23 protein-coding genes are annotated in these 16558 nt (G+C 70.6%); 7 read left to right on the top strand and 16 right to left on the bottom strand.

The features are described 5' to 3' along the window. Positions 1-201: 201 nt before the first annotated feature. Both AC5L36_RS15160 and AC5L36_RS15165 read right to left on the bottom strand, forming a co-directional pair. Positions 202-525 (bottom strand): hypothetical protein, encoded by a 324-nt coding sequence (locus AC5L36_RS15160; RefSeq protein WP_441219173.1) that lies wholly within the window; start codon positions 523-525, stop codon positions 202-204. Between the two features lie 415 nt (positions 526-940). Beyond that, positions 941-1771, bottom strand: a complete 831-nt coding sequence (locus AC5L36_RS15165) for a hypothetical protein (protein ID WP_441219175.1) — start codon at positions 1769-1771, stop codon at positions 941-943. Between the two features lie 63 nt (positions 1772-1834). Here AC5L36_RS15165 and AC5L36_RS15170 point away from each other — a divergent pair, with 63 nt between their 5' ends. Beyond that, positions 1835-2104 carry a hypothetical protein gene (locus AC5L36_RS15170; protein WP_441219176.1) on the top strand — a complete coding sequence of 90 codons (270 nt, stop codon included), beginning with the start codon at positions 1835-1837 and terminating at the stop codon, positions 2102-2104. Between the two features lie 234 nt (positions 2105-2338). After that, positions 2339-3100 (top strand): DUF5995 family protein, encoded by a 762-nt coding sequence (locus AC5L36_RS15175; RefSeq protein WP_441219178.1) that lies wholly within the window; start codon positions 2339-2341, stop codon positions 3098-3100. A 377-nt stretch (positions 3101-3477) separates the two neighbouring features. On the opposite strand, the gene AC5L36_RS15180 is transcribed toward AC5L36_RS15175, so the two are convergent. The 3 genes from AC5L36_RS15180 to AC5L36_RS15190 form a co-directional block, all read right to left on the bottom strand. Further along, positions 3478-4215 (bottom strand): AAC(3) family N-acetyltransferase, encoded by a 738-nt coding sequence (locus AC5L36_RS15180; protein WP_441219180.1) that lies wholly within the window; start codon positions 4213-4215, stop codon positions 3478-3480. Between the two features lie 101 nt (positions 4216-4316). After that, positions 4317-4604, bottom strand: a complete 288-nt coding sequence (locus AC5L36_RS15185; RefSeq protein WP_441219182.1) for a hypothetical protein — start codon at positions 4602-4604, stop codon at positions 4317-4319. Between the two features lie 81 nt (positions 4605-4685). Then, positions 4686-5114: an MmcQ/YjbR family DNA-binding protein gene (locus AC5L36_RS15190; protein ID WP_441219184.1), complete on the bottom strand. Its 429-nt coding sequence runs from the start codon at positions 5112-5114 to the stop codon at positions 4686-4688. A 144-nt stretch (positions 5115-5258) separates the two neighbouring features. Here AC5L36_RS15190 and AC5L36_RS15195 point away from each other — a divergent pair, with 144 nt between their 5' ends. Together AC5L36_RS15195 and AC5L36_RS15200 are read left to right on the top strand one after the other, a co-directional pair. Further along, entirely contained in the window at positions 5259-6509 is a 1251-nt protein-coding gene (locus AC5L36_RS15195) for a prolyl oligopeptidase family serine peptidase (protein WP_441219186.1), read from the top strand. A gap of 361 nt (positions 6510-6870) precedes the next feature. Further along, positions 6871-8082, top strand: a complete 1212-nt coding sequence (locus AC5L36_RS15200) for an RCC1 domain-containing protein (RefSeq protein WP_441219188.1) — start codon at positions 6871-6873, stop codon at positions 8080-8082. A gap of 58 nt (positions 8083-8140) precedes the next feature. Here AC5L36_RS15200 and AC5L36_RS15205 read toward each other — a convergent pair whose 3' ends face one another. Next, positions 8141-8575: a methyltransferase domain-containing protein gene (locus AC5L36_RS15205; protein WP_441219190.1), complete on the bottom strand. Its 435-nt coding sequence runs from the start codon at positions 8573-8575 to the stop codon at positions 8141-8143. A gap of 91 nt (positions 8576-8666) precedes the next feature. Here AC5L36_RS15205 and AC5L36_RS15210 point away from each other — a divergent pair, with 91 nt between their 5' ends. After that, positions 8667-9764, top strand: coding sequence for a hypothetical protein (locus tag AC5L36_RS15210; protein WP_441219192.1), 1098 nt, complete (start codon positions 8667-8669; stop codon positions 9762-9764). 7 nt (positions 9765-9771) lie between these two features. Here AC5L36_RS15210 and AC5L36_RS15215 read toward each other — a convergent pair whose 3' ends face one another. From AC5L36_RS15215 to AC5L36_RS15255, 9 genes are read right to left on the bottom strand one after another with little or no spacing between them, the layout of a single operon-like run. Continuing rightward, positions 9772-10431: an MSMEG_1061 family FMN-dependent PPOX-type flavoprotein gene (locus AC5L36_RS15215; RefSeq protein WP_441219194.1), complete on the bottom strand. Its 660-nt coding sequence runs from the start codon at positions 10429-10431 to the stop codon at positions 9772-9774. A gap of 22 nt (positions 10432-10453) precedes the next feature. Further along, entirely contained in the window at positions 10454-10798 is a 345-nt protein-coding gene (locus AC5L36_RS15220) for a hypothetical protein (RefSeq protein ID WP_441219196.1), read from the bottom strand. Next, complete coding sequence (locus tag AC5L36_RS15225; protein WP_441219198.1) at positions 10782-11711, bottom strand: alpha/beta hydrolase family protein; 930 nt, start codon at positions 11709-11711, stop codon at positions 10782-10784. Before AC5L36_RS15225 ends, AC5L36_RS15220 begins: the two co-directional genes overlap by 17 nt. A 16-nt stretch (positions 11712-11727) precedes the next feature. Beyond that, positions 11728-12672 (bottom strand): phosphotransferase enzyme family protein, encoded by a 945-nt coding sequence (locus AC5L36_RS15230; protein ID WP_441219200.1) that lies wholly within the window; start codon positions 12670-12672, stop codon positions 11728-11730. 35 nt (positions 12673-12707) lie between these two features. Beyond that, entirely contained in the window at positions 12708-13178 is a 471-nt protein-coding gene (locus AC5L36_RS15235; RefSeq protein WP_441219201.1) for a heme-degrading domain-containing protein, read from the bottom strand. A gap of 55 nt (positions 13179-13233) precedes the next feature. Beyond that, the gene (locus AC5L36_RS15240) at positions 13234-13383 is read right to left on the bottom strand and encodes a hypothetical protein (protein WP_441219203.1); all 150 of its coding nucleotides are present in this window, start codon (positions 13381-13383) and stop codon (positions 13234-13236) included. Between the two features lie 13 nt (positions 13384-13396). Then, positions 13397-13789, bottom strand: coding sequence for a VOC family protein (locus AC5L36_RS15245; RefSeq protein WP_441219205.1), 393 nt, complete (start codon positions 13787-13789; stop codon positions 13397-13399). Beyond that, complete coding sequence (locus tag AC5L36_RS15250) at positions 13774-13953, bottom strand: hypothetical protein (protein ID WP_441219207.1); 180 nt, start codon at positions 13951-13953, stop codon at positions 13774-13776. The genes AC5L36_RS15245 and AC5L36_RS15250 overlap by 16 nt, the downstream gene beginning before the upstream one ends. Positions 13954-14012: 59 nt before the next feature. Beyond that, a complete protein-coding gene (locus tag AC5L36_RS15255) occupies positions 14013-15401 on the bottom strand; it encodes an FAD-binding oxidoreductase (RefSeq protein WP_441219209.1) in 1389 nt (462 codons plus the stop codon). A 223-nt stretch (positions 15402-15624) separates the two neighbouring features. Here AC5L36_RS15255 and AC5L36_RS15260 point away from each other — a divergent pair, with 223 nt between their 5' ends. Together AC5L36_RS15260 and AC5L36_RS15265 are read left to right on the top strand one after the other, a co-directional pair. Further along, positions 15625-16032 (top strand): hypothetical protein, encoded by a 408-nt coding sequence (locus AC5L36_RS15260; RefSeq protein ID WP_441219211.1) that lies wholly within the window; start codon positions 15625-15627, stop codon positions 16030-16032. Beyond that, complete coding sequence (locus AC5L36_RS15265; RefSeq protein WP_441219212.1) at positions 16029-16256, top strand: helix-turn-helix transcriptional regulator; 228 nt, start codon at positions 16029-16031, stop codon at positions 16254-16256. The genes AC5L36_RS15260 and AC5L36_RS15265 overlap by 4 nt, the downstream gene beginning before the upstream one ends. 67 nt (positions 16257-16323) lie before the next feature. Here AC5L36_RS15265 and AC5L36_RS15270 read toward each other — a convergent pair whose 3' ends face one another. Then, positions 16324-16503, bottom strand: a complete 180-nt coding sequence (locus AC5L36_RS15270; RefSeq protein ID WP_441219214.1) for a hypothetical protein — start codon at positions 16501-16503, stop codon at positions 16324-16326. Positions 16504-16558: the final 55 nt, after the last annotated feature.

A 16558-nucleotide genomic window follows, 5' to 3' on the forward strand; every position in this document is an offset into this window, starting at 1 on the left:
TCCGACGGCTCCGGGGTGATATTTCCCCGCCGAGCACACCCCCGGCTCTCACCACCCCGGGTCGCTCCTGGCTGCGTGCGACGGCTACTCGTCCCCATCCAAGCCTTGCGCCAGAATCGTACCGGCTGGCGGCTCTCACGGCAGCGCATTTTCCGCGAGCATGGCAGCGCACTTTCGCGAGCGTCTGAAGTGGACAGAGGCTCAGCCCGCTCCCGGGGGCGCGGGTGACTCCCAGCCTGGCGGGGGTGCGCTCGTCGGCCGCACCACCCGCCACGTCCCGTTGCTCTTCTCGGCCGCGTAGACGGCACCCAGGGCGCCGCTGGCCTCCTGGGGCGTCCGGTAGCGGTGAGACACCTTCCGGCGCTGTCCCGTCGCCTCTTTCACAATCAGTTCGTACGGCTCGGGGTGACCGTCGGAGTAGTCGAGACGGACCGACAGCAACGCACCTGGGTTGCCGTGATCGTCAGGATCCGCGCCTGGCCTGTGCAGGGTGGCACCCTCGACCATCCTGGGTAGCTTGACCACGGGCCGATCGTACGCCTGTTCGAAGAGGCCGTGTCAAGATCGAAATCGCGCTTCAGTGGGGGCGCCGCCCGTCGTTACATTACTTCGAGGCAGATTTCCCCCGTCCGCGTCAGCGGCGGGCCGTATGCTCCCGCGGGCGCCGCTCCCGGCCGGCGGCTCGCCAGGGCGAGCCGAAATCTCCGGCCGTCCACTGCCAGGTCCGCGGGACAAGCCCCGCGGGGGTCTTCGCGGCCCTCCGCCGCCATCCTGACGCGGCGTAACCAGCCCGGCCGCCGCGGCCCGGAGTGGGCTAGCCCTCGACGACCGGGATCCTTCGGCCGTAGTACCAGAGCCGGTTGCCTTTCACGACACTGTCACGGTGGTGAAAGGTCCATTGTGTACACAGTGCCTCAGATGCGGCGTGCGTAACGTACCGTCACCTGTGGTCGCGGGGACGCGAGTCGAGGAAGACGCGGATCGCGCGGCCGAGGCGCCGGCCGGTGGTCAGGGGTGGGGCGGCGGCGATGGCCGCTTCCAAGCGCTCCGCGTCGGCGGTCAGCTCGCCGCCGAACTCGCGCAGTGTCGCCCGGTGCATGCGGTACCAGAGCCACAGCTGCGCCGGGCCCAGCAACGGCGTCACCACGATGATCGCCAGGCCCAGACCCAGCCCGGCGCGGCGGTGGGCGACGGCGACGACCACCAGCCAGACCAGAAAGCCGGCGCTGTACCCGGTCGCGGTGGCCAACAGCGCCAGCAGCCAGCGGTTGCGCCCGGCGAGCCACCGCCGGAACCGCAGCCCGTGCCCGTGCCGCTGGAGCCGGTCACCGGTCGCGGCGAGCCGGTGGGCGACGCGCCTGCCGGCGACACGAGCGCTGTCCGATGTCGCCGCCCAGTCGACCGCGCTCAGCCGTGCGAGCAGCCGCCGCCGGTACCCCATGGGTGTGCTCCGCGGCGCGGCCGGCCGGAGCGCGACAAGGCCGGCCCACGCGGCGATGGTGATCGCCACCCCGACGACGAGCACCGCCACCCAGCCGAGGTCGGTGTCACCGGTGGCGAGGTTGACCCCGATGCCGGCGATCGAACCGGTGAGGATCGAGGTGACCGGCATCAGGATGACGTTGCGGAAATGCGCGGGCGGCAACCGTTGCATGTCGCGGTCGAGCCGCAGCAGCGGCCGGCGCAGCGGTGCCAGCACGGCGAGCGTCACGAACCCGGGCAGCACCATGACGAAGGCCAGCGTCTCCACGTACACCGCGAGGTCTCTCATCGACCCACATCATGCCTCCGCGCGGCGTTTGGTGGCCCGTGCCGGGTGGGTAACCGATCCGGCATGTCGGAGCCGCACGTCTCACTCGACCAGGCCGACCTCGGCCCGGTGCCGGAAAAGCTGCGGGGCCCGCTGGAGGAGCAGCTGAGCTCCGCCCTGCGACACGCGACGGAAGTCGTGTCCGGCGACTACCGCGATGAAAGCGTCGACGAGGTCGCCGCCAGGCTGGTCGAACAGACCCGCGCGGGCCTGCACCCGGACATCGCCGAGGCCTTCCAGCCGGACCTGGCGCGCGTCCGCCAGGTCGCCGAGTCCATTGTGCGCGGTCGGTGACGCCGGCGCCGCTGGCGGGTTTGGCCGTTACGGCCATCGACAGTGGAGCACACATCGATAGAGTGGTAGGCGCACCGTCCATACAGGATCACGTTGGGGAGATCATCGTGCGCATGCGAGTCGTGACCGTCGCCGCCCTCTTGACCGCCACCGGAGCAGCCGTCGTCCTCGGCCTGGCCCAGGCCGGGGCCGCCCTGGCGGGCTACACCTGGTCCAACTAGCCGGCGAAGACCCGTGGCGGCGGAAAACATCGACGGCGTCGTCGACGCGCTCGCCGCGATCGTGCGCGCGGCATACGCCGCCGGTGACCGCGTGGGCTACTTCGCCTCGCTGTACCGCCAGGTGACGGTCGAGGTTCGCACGGCCATCCACAACGGAGAGTTCGACGACGGCGCGCGGATGGATCGGTTCGACACCATCTTCGGCAACCGGTACTTCGCCGCGTACGACGCCTGGCAGCGCGACCGGAGCGGGCCGCGCTGCTGGCGCGAGGCGTTCGGCCTGGTCGACCGCGGAGACACCATCATCGTGCAACACCTGCTGCTCGGTGTGAGCGCCCACATCAACCTGGATCTCGCCATCGCCGCCGCGGAGACGTCACCGGGCCAGGAGATCCACGGTCTGCACCGCGACTTCCAGCTGATAAACGACATCCTCGCCCGGGTGGCGCTCGCGGTACAGGAGGCGGTCGGCGCGGTCTCGCCATACCTGTGGCTCCTGGACCGCTTCGGCGGCCGCACCGACGAGCAGATCCTCGACTTCAGCATCCGGCAAGCCCGGCGGGAGGCCTGGCAAAACGCGGTCCTCCTCGCCGGGCAGACCGGCGCACAACGCGCGGAGACGGTCGACCGCCTCGACGTACGGGCCGCGGTGCTCGCGAGGCTGATCGCCCGTCCGAGCGGCCTGCTACGCCCGGCGATGGAAATCATCGCGGCCACCGAGAGCGACGACGTGCCAGCCGTGATCACACACCTCGACCACGCCGCGGAGCGGTGACCGGGGTCGAGGTCGCCGCGGCTCCTCCTGCGGTTACTCGCGGTGACCGCGCCTCTGTCTGATCTGGTGCCCGTCGCCCTCGGCAATGGACATCGTGGACAAAGGACCGTGCGTCCCTGGGTGAGCGTGGCCAGCGGCGGACCGGGTGAGTCCGCGACAGCAGTGGCATGGACCGCGACGGCGTCGAGCTTTCGAGACCGCGGCGACCTTGCCGCCGAAAAGGTATCTAGATCCACTTGGGGTGTCTCTTGCCGGCCGCAAGAGACGCGACAAATGGTTCATCGGCGGCCGCGAAGGTGCCCTGAGGGTGTGCGCGGGTCGCATGGCTATGCGCTGCTCGGCATTCCTGCGAAGACACCGCGACCGCGAAAGGTCTCCTAGCTGAGGGGCGGCGTTCGATGGGCCGCGAGCCACCCCGTGGCGAAGTCGACGAGTGCGCGCTGGCGCATCAGCCGGCACTCGGCCGCGCCCACCCGGCCGGTAAGCGCGCCGCCGGTCGTCTCGAACGCGGCGCCCGCCTGGTGGAAGTCGCTCTCGTCGATGGCGACGTCCTGCCAGCGGACCCAGGTCTGCCCGTCAGGCGCGCGCACCGCGGCACCCTCCCACCGCCGCGGTGGGTTCGGCTGCCGGTACTCGGCCAGGTGCAGTGAGGTGTTGGTGTGGTGTCCCGCGCCCAGCAGCAGCACGTCGCCGTCCAGCCGGTAGACCGCGCCTAGCGGGGAGTGCTCGCCGAGCATGTCGTCGACCTGGTGGCCGCCCACGACGGCTTCGGCGGACGGGCCGACGGCCGCGAACGACACCTGGGGATGGTCGCTGCGGCGCGCGCCGGGCCACGTGCGCACCGTCTCCGCGACCAGGCCCATCCACCGGCTCGGCGTCACCGCCGGGTCGAACGCGGGCATGTGCGCGCGGATCACCGGCCACCACGACTCGGGCACCGGCGGGTGCTGCCAGCCGGCCGGGTCGCTGTTGTCCGGGGTGTGCGTGGGCACCACCAGGGTGCCGTCCGGGCCGAGCGCGTCGAGCAGCGCCTGGACCACCGCGACCGGACCGCCGCAGACCCAGCCGAGGGCCTTCAGCGACGAGTGCACCAGCAGCACCGACCCGCGCCGCACGCCGAGCAGGCTCAGGTCGTCGGCGAGCGAGGCGCGCGTGTGCGGCAGGTCGGTAGCGATCAGCCGACCTTACCGGGCGACGCGCCACCGGCAGCGGCCCGCTACAGGCCTTTCGCACGCTCGTGGTCGGCGGCCACACGGACGTCGCGAAAGTCGATGACGGCCGCGCGAGCGACGCTGATCAGCGCGGCGGGATCGCCCCGGGCGAGCAGCAGCACGTCATCGAGCACCCGGGCGGGTATCTCCAGCTCGCGTGGGCCGTAGCAGTCGTGCCAGGCCATGTCCGTGAGGTGTAGCAGATCCAGCGCGGCCTCGACCTCCCGAGGAGCGAACGACGCCTCGACGAGAGGTTTGCGCTCCTGACGGCGTTGTGCACTCCCGACCGCCATGAGACCCCCTCGACCGTGCCCGCCAGCGGGATCCCCAATGTAAGCCCACGCCCCAGGGTGCAGGACCGGGCCGCCGGACCGTCACCCGGGTAGGGCGCCGCCGGGTGGCCGGTCGACCTGTGCGGCCAGCTTTTTCGGCGCGAGGACGCGGTAGCTCTCGGTGAGAAGCTCGCCGACCTCGGTCCAGTCGACGTCTCTGTCGAGCACCATGCCGACCACGTCGGCGCCCCAGCCCGGCTTGAAGAACGGGTAGCCACCGGTGACGAGGCCGTCGATCTCGTCGCCGGGGGACCGGAACGTCAACACGCACGTCGGGCCGTCGATCGCGGCGGCCCGCGCGTAGGCCATCTGGTGGTCGGGGTCGGCGGTGAGCACGTGGGCGAACGTGCGCTTGCGGACGCGCCAGCGGATGCCCACCCACGCCGGCTCCTCGTAGGTCTCCGGCAGCCCGAGGCAGATCGGCCGGAGCCGGTCGAGGACTTCGGGAGGAACGTCTGCGGGGCCGGTCACGCGCCGGACGCTATCCGGTGGGTCCGACAATCCTCCGCGGTCCCGGACCGTACCGAGCTCGTCATAGATGATCATCAGCGTGGTATTTCGCTTCGCGGCCGCCGCCGATAGCGTGAGATCGAGGCGAGGAGTCGACATATGGCCATGTCTGTCAGTCGTCGTGCCCTGCTGGCCGCCACCGCCGGTGCCGGCGCCGGCCTGACCGTGCCCGGGGTCGCCGCCCACGCGAGCGACCGCCGGACCACCCGGGTGAGTTTCGTCCTCGACGCCGAAGTGCTCGACGGCGGCGAGCAGGTCACCTCGGTCACCCTCCACACCGCTCGGCTCGGCCGGATCGACCCGGCCAGCCTGACGACCGGCACCTTCAGCGTGCACGCCAAGGCCACCAGCCCGATCCCGATCGCCCCCGGAGACCAGATCTTCAGCGAGTACGACCTGGACCGCGCGGTCACCGCGATCCGGCTCGACCGGCGCGGAAACATCGTCCTCGACCTCAGCCACGGCGAGGGCCAGCTCGGCGGCGGCACCCTCGGATACATCCTGAGCAAGGGCCGCAACGTGCGGCTCGACCTCGTCTACACGATCACGCAGCACGCCCCGATCGCGCTGCGCGGCGGCCGCCCGGTCACCATCACCCGCTTCGACCAGGGCCGGCTGGTCAACCCCGAGGTCGACGCGTTCAGCTACCACCGCTCCGGCTCGGGCATGAAGTACCGGCTGTACACGCCCACCGCGCGCGGCCGGCGTCCGCTGGTCGTCTGGCTGCACGGCGGCGGCGAGGGCGCGTCCCTGCCGGACGGCTACTACGACAACGAGACCACGCTGCGGGCCAACCGCGGCGCGCTCGGCTTCGCCACGCGGGAGGCGCAACGGGTCTTCTCGGGCGCCTACGTCGTCGCCCCGCAGAGCACCTCGTACTGGCTCGAGGACGGTCCCCGCTTCGCCCCGCTGATCCGCGAGATCGTTCGCGATCTCGTCCGCCGGCACAGCGTCGACCCCGAGCGTGTCTACGTCGCCGGATGCAGCAACGGCGGCTACATGAGCATGAAGATGACGACCGTCTATCCTGACCTCTTCGCCGCGTCCGTGCCGATCTGCGGCGTCGTCACGTCCCTCCAGCCCGGCGGGCCGACCATGATCACCGACGCCGAGCTGCGCGGGATCAGCACCCCGACCTGGCTGGTCACCTCCCGCGACGACACGACGGTGCCGCCCGAGCCCAACACCGTGCACGCGCACGAGCTCATCCCCGGCGCCCTCATGAGCCTGTACGACAACGTCATCTGGGACGGTCACCAGTTTCCGGGCCACTGGTCGTGGATCTACGTCGCCCGCAACGACCCGAGCATCGGCCGGACCCACATCTGGCAGTGGATGGCCGCGCAACGACGCTGATCGGATCGCCCCGATCCTATTGAGGCATATTTGCCCGCGTCCGCGTCACCTGCGGACCGTTTGCTCCCGCGGGCACCGCTCCGGTCGGCGGCTCGCAGAGCGAGCCGAAGTCCCCGACCTCCGCTGCCGGGTCCGCGGCGCAAGACCAAACCGCGTGACCAACGGCGGACGGGTGCGGCCGCGGGAGCAGCGGTCTGGACCACGACGGACATCGCGGTAGCTCAAATCACCAAAATGGCATTGTCTCTAGTCAATGTTGAAGATCGATGCTATGAATTGGTGGGCCGCGCGGGCAAGCAATCAGGGCAATGTCATCATCACCCTTTCTGCATTGTCGTACTTTTTTGGGGAGAAATACTACATGAGTGAAGATCAGGACGGTTGGCCGCGGGCTCGATGGCGGCGTTCGGCGAAAACGGTCATCGCCGCGGCGGCGATGACCGCCGTGGCCGCCGTGCTCGCCATCGGAGTCACGGGGGGCATGGCTGCCGCCAGCGAGCGTGCCTCGCTCGCCGCCCCCGCGGTTTCCAGCGTCGCCGCCGGCTACGAACACACGTGTGCGATCCCCACCGACGGGACGCTCTGGTGCTGGGGCGGCAACTTCACCGGCGCGCTCGGCGACGGCACCACCGAGGGCCGGACCACCCCGGTCCGTATCGGCGACGCCACCACCTGGGCCAGGATCGACGCCGGCACCAGCGACACGTGCGCGATCCGGACGGATGGCACGCTGTGGTGCTGGGGCGGCAACCACCGGGGTCAGCTCGGTGACGGCACCACCACCAACCGGAGCGCCCCGGTGCGCGTCGGCACCGCCACCACGTGGGCCAGCGTCAGCGCCGGCGACAGCCACACCTGCGCCACCCGGACCGACGGCACGCTGTGGTGCTGGGGCAGCAACCGCAGCGCGCAGCTGGGTGTCGGCGCATCCGTCTACACCGCCACCACGCCGGTGCAGGTCGGCACGGCGACGACCTGGGCGAGCGTCGCGACCGGCTTCGCGCACACCTGCGCCACCCGCACCGACGGCACGCTGTGGTGCTGGGGCGACAGCTCGTCCGGACAGCTCGGTGTCGGCGTTCTGAGCTACCGGGAAACTCCGACGCAGGTCGGCACGGTCACCACGTGGGCCCGGGTCACGGCCGGATACACCTTCACCTGCGCGACGCGCGCCGACGGCACCATGTGGTGCTGGGGCGACAACGGGTACGGGCAGCTGGGTGTCAGCGGCACCCACCAGACCACGCCGGTCCAGGTCGGCAACACCACCACCTGGAGCAGGATCGACGCGGGCTTCACCGCGGCGTGCGCGTCCCGCACCGACGGCAGCCTGTGGTGCTGGGGCAACAACATGACCGGACAGCTCGGCGACGGCACCACGACCAACCGGTCCACCCCCACCCGGGTCGGCACCGCCACCACCTGGACCGGCGGCCTCGCGCTCAGCTATCACAGCTGCGCGGTCCACACCGACGGCGGCCTGTGGTGCTGGGGCAACAACATGTCCAGCCAACTGGGCGACGGCACCACCACCCAACGGACGACCCCGGCACAGGTGATCCTTCCGGGCTGACCGCGCTATGCCGTCGGCCTGCGCCGCGTCGCGGCGCAGGCCGACGGCATGGTCGTGTTCAGGATCGCGGGATGGGCAGCTCACGAAGCGGATCCCCGCCGTCGACGAAGAGGCGGGCGTGCGGGGTGGTCGCCTCGGCGACGCGTCGCAGCACGTGCCGGCCGGCCTGAGGATGGCGCCCGTCGAGGGCACCCACCCGAACAGCGAATACGAGGTCGAACGGCTCTTCGCCGGCTTGCAACGCGAACTCTTCGGCCGCGACCTGCCGCAGGCTCATCCGTCCGGACCGGATCTCGTCTGTCGAGGCGCCTTCGGCTTGGGCGATGGCGGCGGCGGACCTGTCGATGGCGAGGATGTGGCCGGTGGTAAGCCGGGCGGCGACCGCTCGTGCCGCCGCCCCCGGACCGCAGCCGATTTCGAGCACCCGAAAGTGCGGCTGGATCGGCAGCGCGTCCACGACGGCGGCGAGGCGGCGTGACAGTTGTGCCGGCACAGGTTGGATCGTAGCGTCGCCGGATAGCCATGTATCTCGAAGGCCGTCTATATTGAGGTTCTCGTGGTCTATCTGGCTGGGGAGGATCGCGATGGCCGTTGCCGCAAGGCTGCGCGAGCATTGGTGGCCAGCCTCTTCGACGATCCAGAGCCGGCCGCTGGCGTCGCGCCGGGATGACGTCGTCACCCTGCTGGCCGGCATCTGGTTTGTCATCGGGCTGTTTGTCGACGCGTGGGCCCACTCCAACCGGCCGCAGCTGGAGACGTTCTTCACGCCGTGGCACGCCGTCTTCTACTCTGGCTTCGTCGCCACCGCCGGCTGGGTCTGCTGGCTGGTGTGGCGCAACATCCTGACCGGCCGTCGCGGCATCGACGCCGTCCCGGTCGGCTACGGGCTGACCATATTGGCGCTGGGCGTGTTCCTGCTCTCGGCGCTGGCGGACCTGATCTGGCACAGCGTCTTCGGTATCGAACAGAGCCTCGCCGCGGTCTTCAGCCCGAGCCACCTCGGGCTCGGCGCGTCGATGCTGCTGATCCTCACCAGCCCGCTGCGGTCGGCCTGGGCCAACCCGACGATGCCGGCCGCGCCGCCGCTGTCCCGTTTCCTGCCCGCCGCGCTCAGCGCCGGCGCGGCCGCCGGCCTCTTCGGGCTGTATCTCACGTTCGCCAACGCCGCGGGCTGGTCGGCCGAGTCGATCGTCCAGGCGTTCTCGACCATCCGCGAGGGCGACGGCACGACCCGGACCCGGGCCGCCACCTTGGCCGGCGACATCGCCCTCACCAACGCCATGCTGCTGGCGCCGATGCTCCTGCTGGCCCGCAGATGGCCGATACCGCCAGGGACCGCGACCGCGGTGTACGGCGTCTTCGGATTTCTGAGCTGCTCGGTGGACGCCTTCGAATACCCCTCGACGTTCGCCGCGATCGTGCTGGCCGGGATAGCGGTGGACGCGCTGGTCTGGTGGCTCCGGCCGAGCCCGGGCCGCCGTGGCCGGTACTGGACCTTCGCCGCCCTGGCCGCACTGGTGACCTGGAGCATCTACCTCGCGGCCGCCTCGATCGCCGCGGGCGGGCTGCCCGACGTGGTCGAGTACTGGACGGGCATGCCGGTCATCGCGGCACTGCACGGGCTGCTGCTCGGCGTCCTCTTCCTACCCGACACCAGGCACCAACCCGCCGCCGCACACTAGTGGCGCGTTACTCGTACCGGTACTTCAGCGCGTCCGCCTCCGTCTGCTCGATGTCGGCGATCGTCAGCTCCGGCATCCGCAGCTGGGCCAGTGTCACCTCGGCCGAGGTCGGCTGGGCGTGCGCCGGCAGCCACTGATCCGGCTTCCAGACCGCGCCGCGCAGGAACGCCTTGGGACAGTGCGGGTAGACCTCCTCGATCCCCAGCACCAGCGCGCTGGCCGGCGGCTTGCCCACGGCGGTCAGCCGCGACAGCAGATCTGGGCGGGTGGAGACGCAGGCCCGCCCGTTTACCCTCAGCGTCGTGGTGCGCCCCGGGATGACGAACAGCAGCGCGGCCCGTCCGGTGGCGACGACGTTTTGGAGGCTGTCCAGACGCTTGTTGCCGGTCGCGTCCGGTATCGCCACCGTCCGTGAGTCCAGGACGCTGACGAAGCCGGCGGGGCCGCCGCGCGGGGAGATGTCACAGCCGCCCTCGGCGTCCACGCTGGCGACAAGCACCAGCGACGCGCAGCCGATCAACCGCCGGGTCTGTTCGGTGAGCTCGGTCATCTGCTTGCGCACCGCCCTGTCGCCGGGCAGCTCGTAGACCCGGCGCAACGCCTCCAGGTCGCGCACGGCGTCGAGGCGCAGCGAGTCGAAGGCGCTGGCGGCGAGGGCTTCTTTCATTCACCGACTCTACCTTTTGCCGTCAGTTCTCCGGGGTGCGCAGCACGGTGTCGAGCCGGCCGTCCCGGTCGCGGTCGATGTAGGTGACGTCCGGCACCCCGTCACCGTCGAGGTCGAGCTGCACCACGTCGGCGATGCCGTCGCCATCGAAGTCGGTGACCACCTCCACCGAGCCGTCCGGGTGCCGGCTCACAATCGAGCGAGCCTGGGTGTCCACCTCGCGTGGCGGCGCGGAGGCGGCCGCCCGCGCCGGCCGTGGGCCGGGCTCGCTGTCGTACACCGGCTCCACGCCGGCGCCGGCCGGCTCGATCTCCTCTTCCGAGGGGTAGACGGCGCCGCGCAAGGCCGGATCACGGTAGCTGCTCATCGGGGTACGGTTCCCCGATGGCGCCGGCGGTAACCGTGATTCGTTCCTCCAGCCAGGCGAGCAGCGCGCTGGTGTATTCGGGGCTGATGGATTCGGGCGTGTCGGCGCCGGCGAGCGTCGGTGCGTGCGTACAGCCGGCGAGCTCACGGATGGTCAGGTCACGGGTGCCGGCGGCGCGCCGCCATATGTCGATGCTTTGCTCGGCCGGGGTCCATTCGTCCTTCTCGCCGTAGAACAGCAGCGTCGGGCAGCGCACCTGTGCGATGAACGGCTCGGGGTCATAGTCCATGTCGTCCCAGGTGCCAGGGTGGTCGCGGAGGTCGCGGGGGACGTAGGCCAGTGGAAACCAGGGCCGGTCGGCATAGCGGTCGACGACCGTTTGAGCGCTCCGGCGGTCGATGAGCCCGCGGACCACGCTCTCGAGGGCTTGGCGTAGCGCGGCCAGCTCGGCGAGGTCGGCGTCACCGTAACCGTTCAGCAGCAACTGTTGGGCGGTCCCGTACCGCATCTGGAGCGCTGGGCTCACCCCGCAGGTGCCGATCAGGATGAGGAATGCGATCAGCTCCGGCTGGCGGGCCGCCACCGCGGTCGCCGGCCAGGTGCCCTGGCTCCAGCCCCACAGACCCACAGGGACACCGCCGATCTCGCGGCGCAACCGTGCGACCGCCGCCAGGGCGTCGTCCGCCTGGACGGCAAACGGCACGTCGCCGTGCGCGCGCGGGCGGCGGTCGAAGCGCAGCACTGCCACGCCAGCCCGGGAAAGCACGCGTCCCAGATGCTCGTACAGCAAAGACGAACGCTGCGGTGTGGCTGAGCCGTGGAGGACGACCACGCCGGCGCGCGCGGGACCGTTGGGCGGTGTGTCCAATGTGGCGGGCAGCGAGACATCCTCAGCGTCGACATAAAGCTCCACACGGCCAGTATGGGCGTCATCCGGACCGTGGTGGTATCGCGCCGGTCTTGCGGGCGATCAGTGGAGAATGCTTGCCGGCGTGGGCGAGTTGCCATCGCAGGTTCAGCGGTTCGCTCGGGTTGGCTGTCGGGCCGTAGTGGGCGGCCAGCGCGTCTTTGACTCCCAGAAACAGCCACGCCCAGTAGGTCGGTCGCACGAGGTGCCACTCAAGGTCTGACAGCGGGCGCACCTCGTCGTAACCTCGTAGCACGTCGTCCTGGTACCCGCGCCAGGACAGCGCGAAGTCGGCGACCTGGAAGGTGTGGTGGGTGGCTTCGAAGTCGAGCAGGCCGGTCAGCCGTCCGTCGTCGAAGAGCAGGTTCCACGGCGTGAAGTCACCGTGGATGACGCTGCGCGGCGCGTCCGGGTCGGGGTGGTCGGTGAACCACAACGCCGCGGCCTCCTGACAGCGCCGCAGCGTACGTCCCTGGTCCGGGTTCGCCTCCTCGTGCCGCCGAAGCCAGCGCTCCAGCTCGGGGTCTGTGACGACGTCCGCGGGTGCGTGAAACCCGCCTCGCTGATCGTCGATGCCCGTGGCCGCCGCGGCCGAGTGGAGCCGCGCCAACAGCCGGCCGCGGGCTCGCCGTTCGGCGGGCTTGTCCTTCTCGGCGGGGCGCGCGGGTCGGCCGGGTAGCCGGTGGAGCAGCACCCACGCTCCGTTCGGGCCGATCAGCGGTTCCTCGACCGGTTCGGGGGTAGGCCAGCCCTGGGCCCGCAGCGCCGCCGCGACCCGCAACGGGTACCGCCAGTCAGGAAAGGTCGCATCGTCGAAGTACTTCACGATTACCGCGGTACCTTTTCGCGTGGCCTCCCAGGTGCCGTTCAACCGGTTCGCGAGTACCGGGCCGGGCGTCAGCCGCCAACGCGCGCACACTTCGGGATCGATCACCGAGGTTGCTTTCGGCCGCGCCGTATCGGTCACGCGTCCGCCTCCCTGGCGGCCCTGTCGCCCAGTCTTTACGAGGCGGTGTTTTCCTTGGCGTCCAGGAAGAGGCCGATGGCCTCGACGACGAGGCGGTGGTCGTCGAGTTGCGGTAGGCCCGAGACGGTGACGGTGCCGACCGGGCCGGTGCCCTTGAGGATGATCGGGAAGCAGCCGCCGTGCGCGGCGTACAAAGCCGCATCGAGGTGGGGTTCCTCGTCGAAGGTCTTGCCGCGGTCGCGGTAGGACTGGCCGACGAGGTAGGAGCTGTGGCCGAACCGGCGCACGACGCGGATCTTGCGTTCGATCCAGTCGTCGTTGTCGGCGGAGGTGCCGGCGAGCGCGTAGTGGAAGAGTTGGTGGTCGCCGCGGCGGATGTCGACGGTGATCGCGTGGCCGCGCTCTCTGGCGAGCCTGACCAGCAGGTTTCCCAGGTCCCAGGCGTCGTCATGGTCAAAGCGGTCGAACTGGAGGCGTTCTTCCTGCTCCTGAAGCTCCGGCGTCACGGCGTACCGCTCCCTTCCTCGATCCTCGCGAACGATCTAAGCAGAGGCCAACGTCCTAAGCAGAGGTCCTCGTCGAGGTCCACCGGCCGTGCAGCCGCAGCTCGCCGAGGACCGCGCCGACCAGGGCGGCGGTCAGGACGAACTCCTTCACTTGGCCGTGCACCAGCAGGTACAGCCGCTCGGCGACCGTAGGCCCGTCGTTCAACACGGCCCCTCGGTCATGGCGTTGGCACCGGCTCCACACGCCGGCGCAGCAGGCAGAACTCGTTGCCCTCGGGATCCGCGAGCACGTGCCAGCTTTCGTTTCCGGTCTGGCCGACGTCGGCCCGCCGGGCGCCCGCCGCGAGCAGCCGCTCGAGCTCCGCGTCCTGGTCGCGGTCGGTCGGGTTGACGTCGATGTGCAGGCGCAGCTTGCCTGTCTTGGGCTCGTCGGTCGGGCTGAGCACGATGGTCGGCTGCGGGCCGCCGAAGCCGGCGTCGGCCGGGCCGATCTCGATGGCGCCGTCGTCCGCGCGCTCCAGCTCGACATAGCCGAGAACCTCGCACCAGAAGCGGGCGAGCAGCTCGGGATCGTGTACGTCCAGCACGAGCTCGGTTATCCGGCAAGCCATCCCCACACCATAGCGACGCGGTGCTCACCGCCCGCCCCCTCGCGTCGCATGCGGCGGGCGCCGACCGCCAGCAACCCGGCCGACGGCAGGAAGACGACGGCTCCCAGGATCGGTGCCTCCAGTGCGCTGTTCGGCACGCGCAACGTGTCCTCGCCCTCGTCCACCGGCGGACCTCGCCTTCGTGTCCACCGAAGACTAGACAGCGAACCCTTTCAGTGGCCTTTCACGCGTCGGCCGGCGAGATGTTGTGGTTGAGGTGGAAGAGGTTTTCCGGGTCGTACCGGCGCTTGAGCTCGCGCAGGCGGGCGAGCTTCGCGGGGCCGTAGGCGCGGCGCACGCCCTGCGCGCCTTCGTCGGTGAGCGCGTTGACGTAGGCGCCGCTGGCGAAGGGCTCGACGGCGGCGCCGTACCGCCGGGCCGCCGCGATCCGGCGCTCGTCTTCGGTGGGGTCGGTCCACGCGGCGCTCGCCACGAACTCCACGAACACGTCGCGGTGGCTGAAGGCCGTGTCGTCCGAGCCCAGCTCGGCGATCGCGCCGCCGTACGCCTGGAGGCTCGCCGCGGGCAGCAGCGCGACGTCGTCGTCGGCGCCGGCCGGCACACCTCGGCCGACGAAGGCGTCGATCGCGTCGTCGCTCAGCGCCCGCAGGTAGTGACCCTTCCAGTACCTGCGCTGGTAGTGCCCCTCCTGGGTGTCGTCCATGGTCTGGAGGTCGAGGTAGCTCATCGGCCGGACGCGTTCGACGGCCGGCGGTGCGGCCGCGCGCACCGCGGCGAGCTGGTCGCGCCCGTCGTCGGGGTCGCCGATCCAGACCAGCCCGACGCTCACCAGCGAACGGTGGTGCAGCGCCGGCGGAAGGAACGGCCACGCTCCCGCGGTGCCGACCCACGCGGTGAAGGTCGCCTCGCGCGGCGCGTGCGGGATCAGGTCTCGCCACAGCCGCAGCGCGGGCACCGCGTCCTGCGGGTGGTAGTAGAGGTCGAGGACCAGCGCCTCGGTGCCGGTGTGGTGCAGGCGAAACTCGAACTCGGTGACCACGCCGAAGTTGCCCCCGCCGCCGCGCAGCCCCCAGAACAGGTCGGGGTTGACCGACTCGGTGGCGCTCAGCCGCTCACCGTCCGCGGTCACCAGGTCGAACCGGGTCACGTTGTCGCAGGTGAGGCCGTGCATGCGGGCGAGCCAGCCCATGCCGCCGCCGAGGGTCAACCCGCCGACGCCGGTGTGCGAGACGTTGCCCGCCGGGGTGGCCAACCCGTACGGCTGGGTGGCGCGGTCCAGGGCGCCGAGCAGCGCGCCGCCCTGCACCCAGGCCCGCCGCTGGTCGGGATCGACCCGCACCGCGGCCATCGGGGTCAGGTCGAGCATCAGCCCACCGTCCGGCACGGACATGCCCGCGACGCTGTGCCCGCCGCACCGCACGCCGATCTCGAGCCCTTCCGCGTCGGCGAACCGGATGGCCGCGGCGACGGCCGAGGGGTCCGCGCACCGGACGATCATCGCCGGCCGGCGATCCACCATCGAGTTCCACACGGTGCGCGCGTCGTCGTAGCCGCGATCCTCGGGCAGCAGCACGTGACCGTTCACCTCGCGGCGCAGCTGTGCGAGAGCCATCCAGACCACCTCCCGCCGGGTCCACCTTTCGAGGGCCCGAGCCAACCACAGGCCTGCTTCATTCTGCCTTCAGCGCCGCCGCCCCGGTGCCCGCGGCGATCCAGTGAGCAACCGCCACGTCCGTGGTCTACCGCGGGCGTGTCGACGAGGGCTGATGGAAGGTGTGCCTTCCGTAAAGTCAAGGACGCTTGACTATGTGGAAGGGACACTTTACCTTCGTCTCATGGCGAAAGAAGCACAGCAGGCTCAAGTGGCACGCGCGGCTCGCCGCGTCGTCCTCATCGACGGCATTCCGGTGGTCACGCTGGGCTGCGTGGCGCTGGCGCTGGGCAGCAGTCCCGACCAGAGCGCCACTCAGAAGGCGTGGTGGATCGCCGCTACCGGCATGTTCGCGCTTGCCGTGGCCTGGGTCCTGCTGCGCGCGTTCCGACGTGCGGACGAATACCTTCGCAAGGTCCAGCTGGAGAGCATGGCCATCGCGTTCGCGGTCGTCCTCGTGGCGCTGCAAGTGGGCACTGTGCTCGATTCCGCCGGCGTCGTCCAGCTCCATCAGCTCACGCAGCCGATACTCATCGGCGGGCTGGCCATCTGGCAGGTGACCGCAGACCTGCGCACCCGCTTCAACCGATGAAGAACCGCCTACGCGAGCTGCGAGCCGCCCGCCGGTGGAGCCAGGCCGACCTGGCCGACCGGTGCAAGGTCTCCCGGCAGGCCATCAACGCCATCGAGACTGAGCGGTACGACCCCAGCTTACCCCTGGCATTCACCATCGCCGATGTCTTCGGCCAGACCATCGAGGAGATCTTCCTGCCCGACCGGGCGGACCCGACGGACGACACACGGACGTCGCGGTAGCTCACATCTTCAGGATTGGGTTTTCGGAGACAGCGCAGGTGCCGGCGTCACCGCGGGCCAGCGGTCCCTAGCCCCATTCCCGGGGGACCATGGGCTCCTGGGGCTCCTCGCGCGAGCGGTCGGCCTCCTCGGTCTCTACCAGGTCTTCCGGGCGCACCCGGGCGGGCAGGCTGCCGAACCGCACGTGCCGCAGGAAGGCCAGCTCGTCGTCGGTGAAGGGCTCGGCGCGATCGTGGTCTTCACTCATCGCCCCTCCTTTCCTGGAGCTCGATTGTCCTACCCGGCGGCGGAATGGGCCTAGG

The sequence above is a fragment of the Phytohabitans sp. LZ39 genome (assembly GCF_059359075.1).

Coding starts and splice junctions, on each gene's coding strand:
- AC5L36_RS15270 (WP_441219214.1), bottom strand. CDS start 16,503: ATGAGTGAAGACCACGATCGCGCCGAGCCCTTCACCGACGACGAGCTG.
- AC5L36_RS15255 (WP_441219209.1), bottom strand. CDS start 15,401: ATGGCTCTCGCACAGCTGCGCCGCGAGGTGAACGGTCACGTGCTGCTG.
- AC5L36_RS15220 (WP_441219196.1), bottom strand. CDS start 10,798: ATGAGCAGCTACCGTGATCCGGCCTTGCGCGGCGCCGTCTACCCCTCG.
- AC5L36_RS15245 (WP_441219205.1), bottom strand. CDS start 13,789: ATGGCTTGCCGGATAACCGAGCTCGTGCTGGACGTACACGATCCCGAG.
- AC5L36_RS15215 (WP_441219194.1), bottom strand. CDS start 10,431: ATGAAAGAAGCCCTCGCCGCCAGCGCCTTCGACTCGCTGCGCCTCGAC.
- AC5L36_RS15185 (WP_441219182.1), bottom strand. CDS start 4,604: ATGGCGGTCGGGAGTGCACAACGCCGTCAGGAGCGCAAACCTCTCGTC.
- AC5L36_RS15200 (WP_441219188.1), top strand. CDS start 6,871: ATGAGTGAAGATCAGGACGGTTGGCCGCGGGCTCGATGGCGGCGTTCG.
- AC5L36_RS15165 (WP_441219175.1), bottom strand. CDS start 1,771: ATGAGAGACCTCGCGGTGTACGTGGAGACGCTGGCCTTCGTCATGGTG.
- AC5L36_RS15210 (WP_441219192.1), top strand. CDS start 8,667: ATGGCCGTTGCCGCAAGGCTGCGCGAGCATTGGTGGCCAGCCTCTTCG.
- AC5L36_RS15265 (WP_441219212.1), top strand. CDS start 16,029: ATGAAGAACCGCCTACGCGAGCTGCGAGCCGCCCGCCGGTGGAGCCAG.
- AC5L36_RS15195 (WP_441219186.1), top strand. CDS start 5,259: ATGTCTGTCAGTCGTCGTGCCCTGCTGGCCGCCACCGCCGGTGCCGGC.
- AC5L36_RS15170 (WP_441219176.1), top strand. CDS start 1,835: ATGTCGGAGCCGCACGTCTCACTCGACCAGGCCGACCTCGGCCCGGTG.
- AC5L36_RS15260 (WP_441219211.1), top strand. CDS start 15,625: ATGGCGAAAGAAGCACAGCAGGCTCAAGTGGCACGCGCGGCTCGCCGC.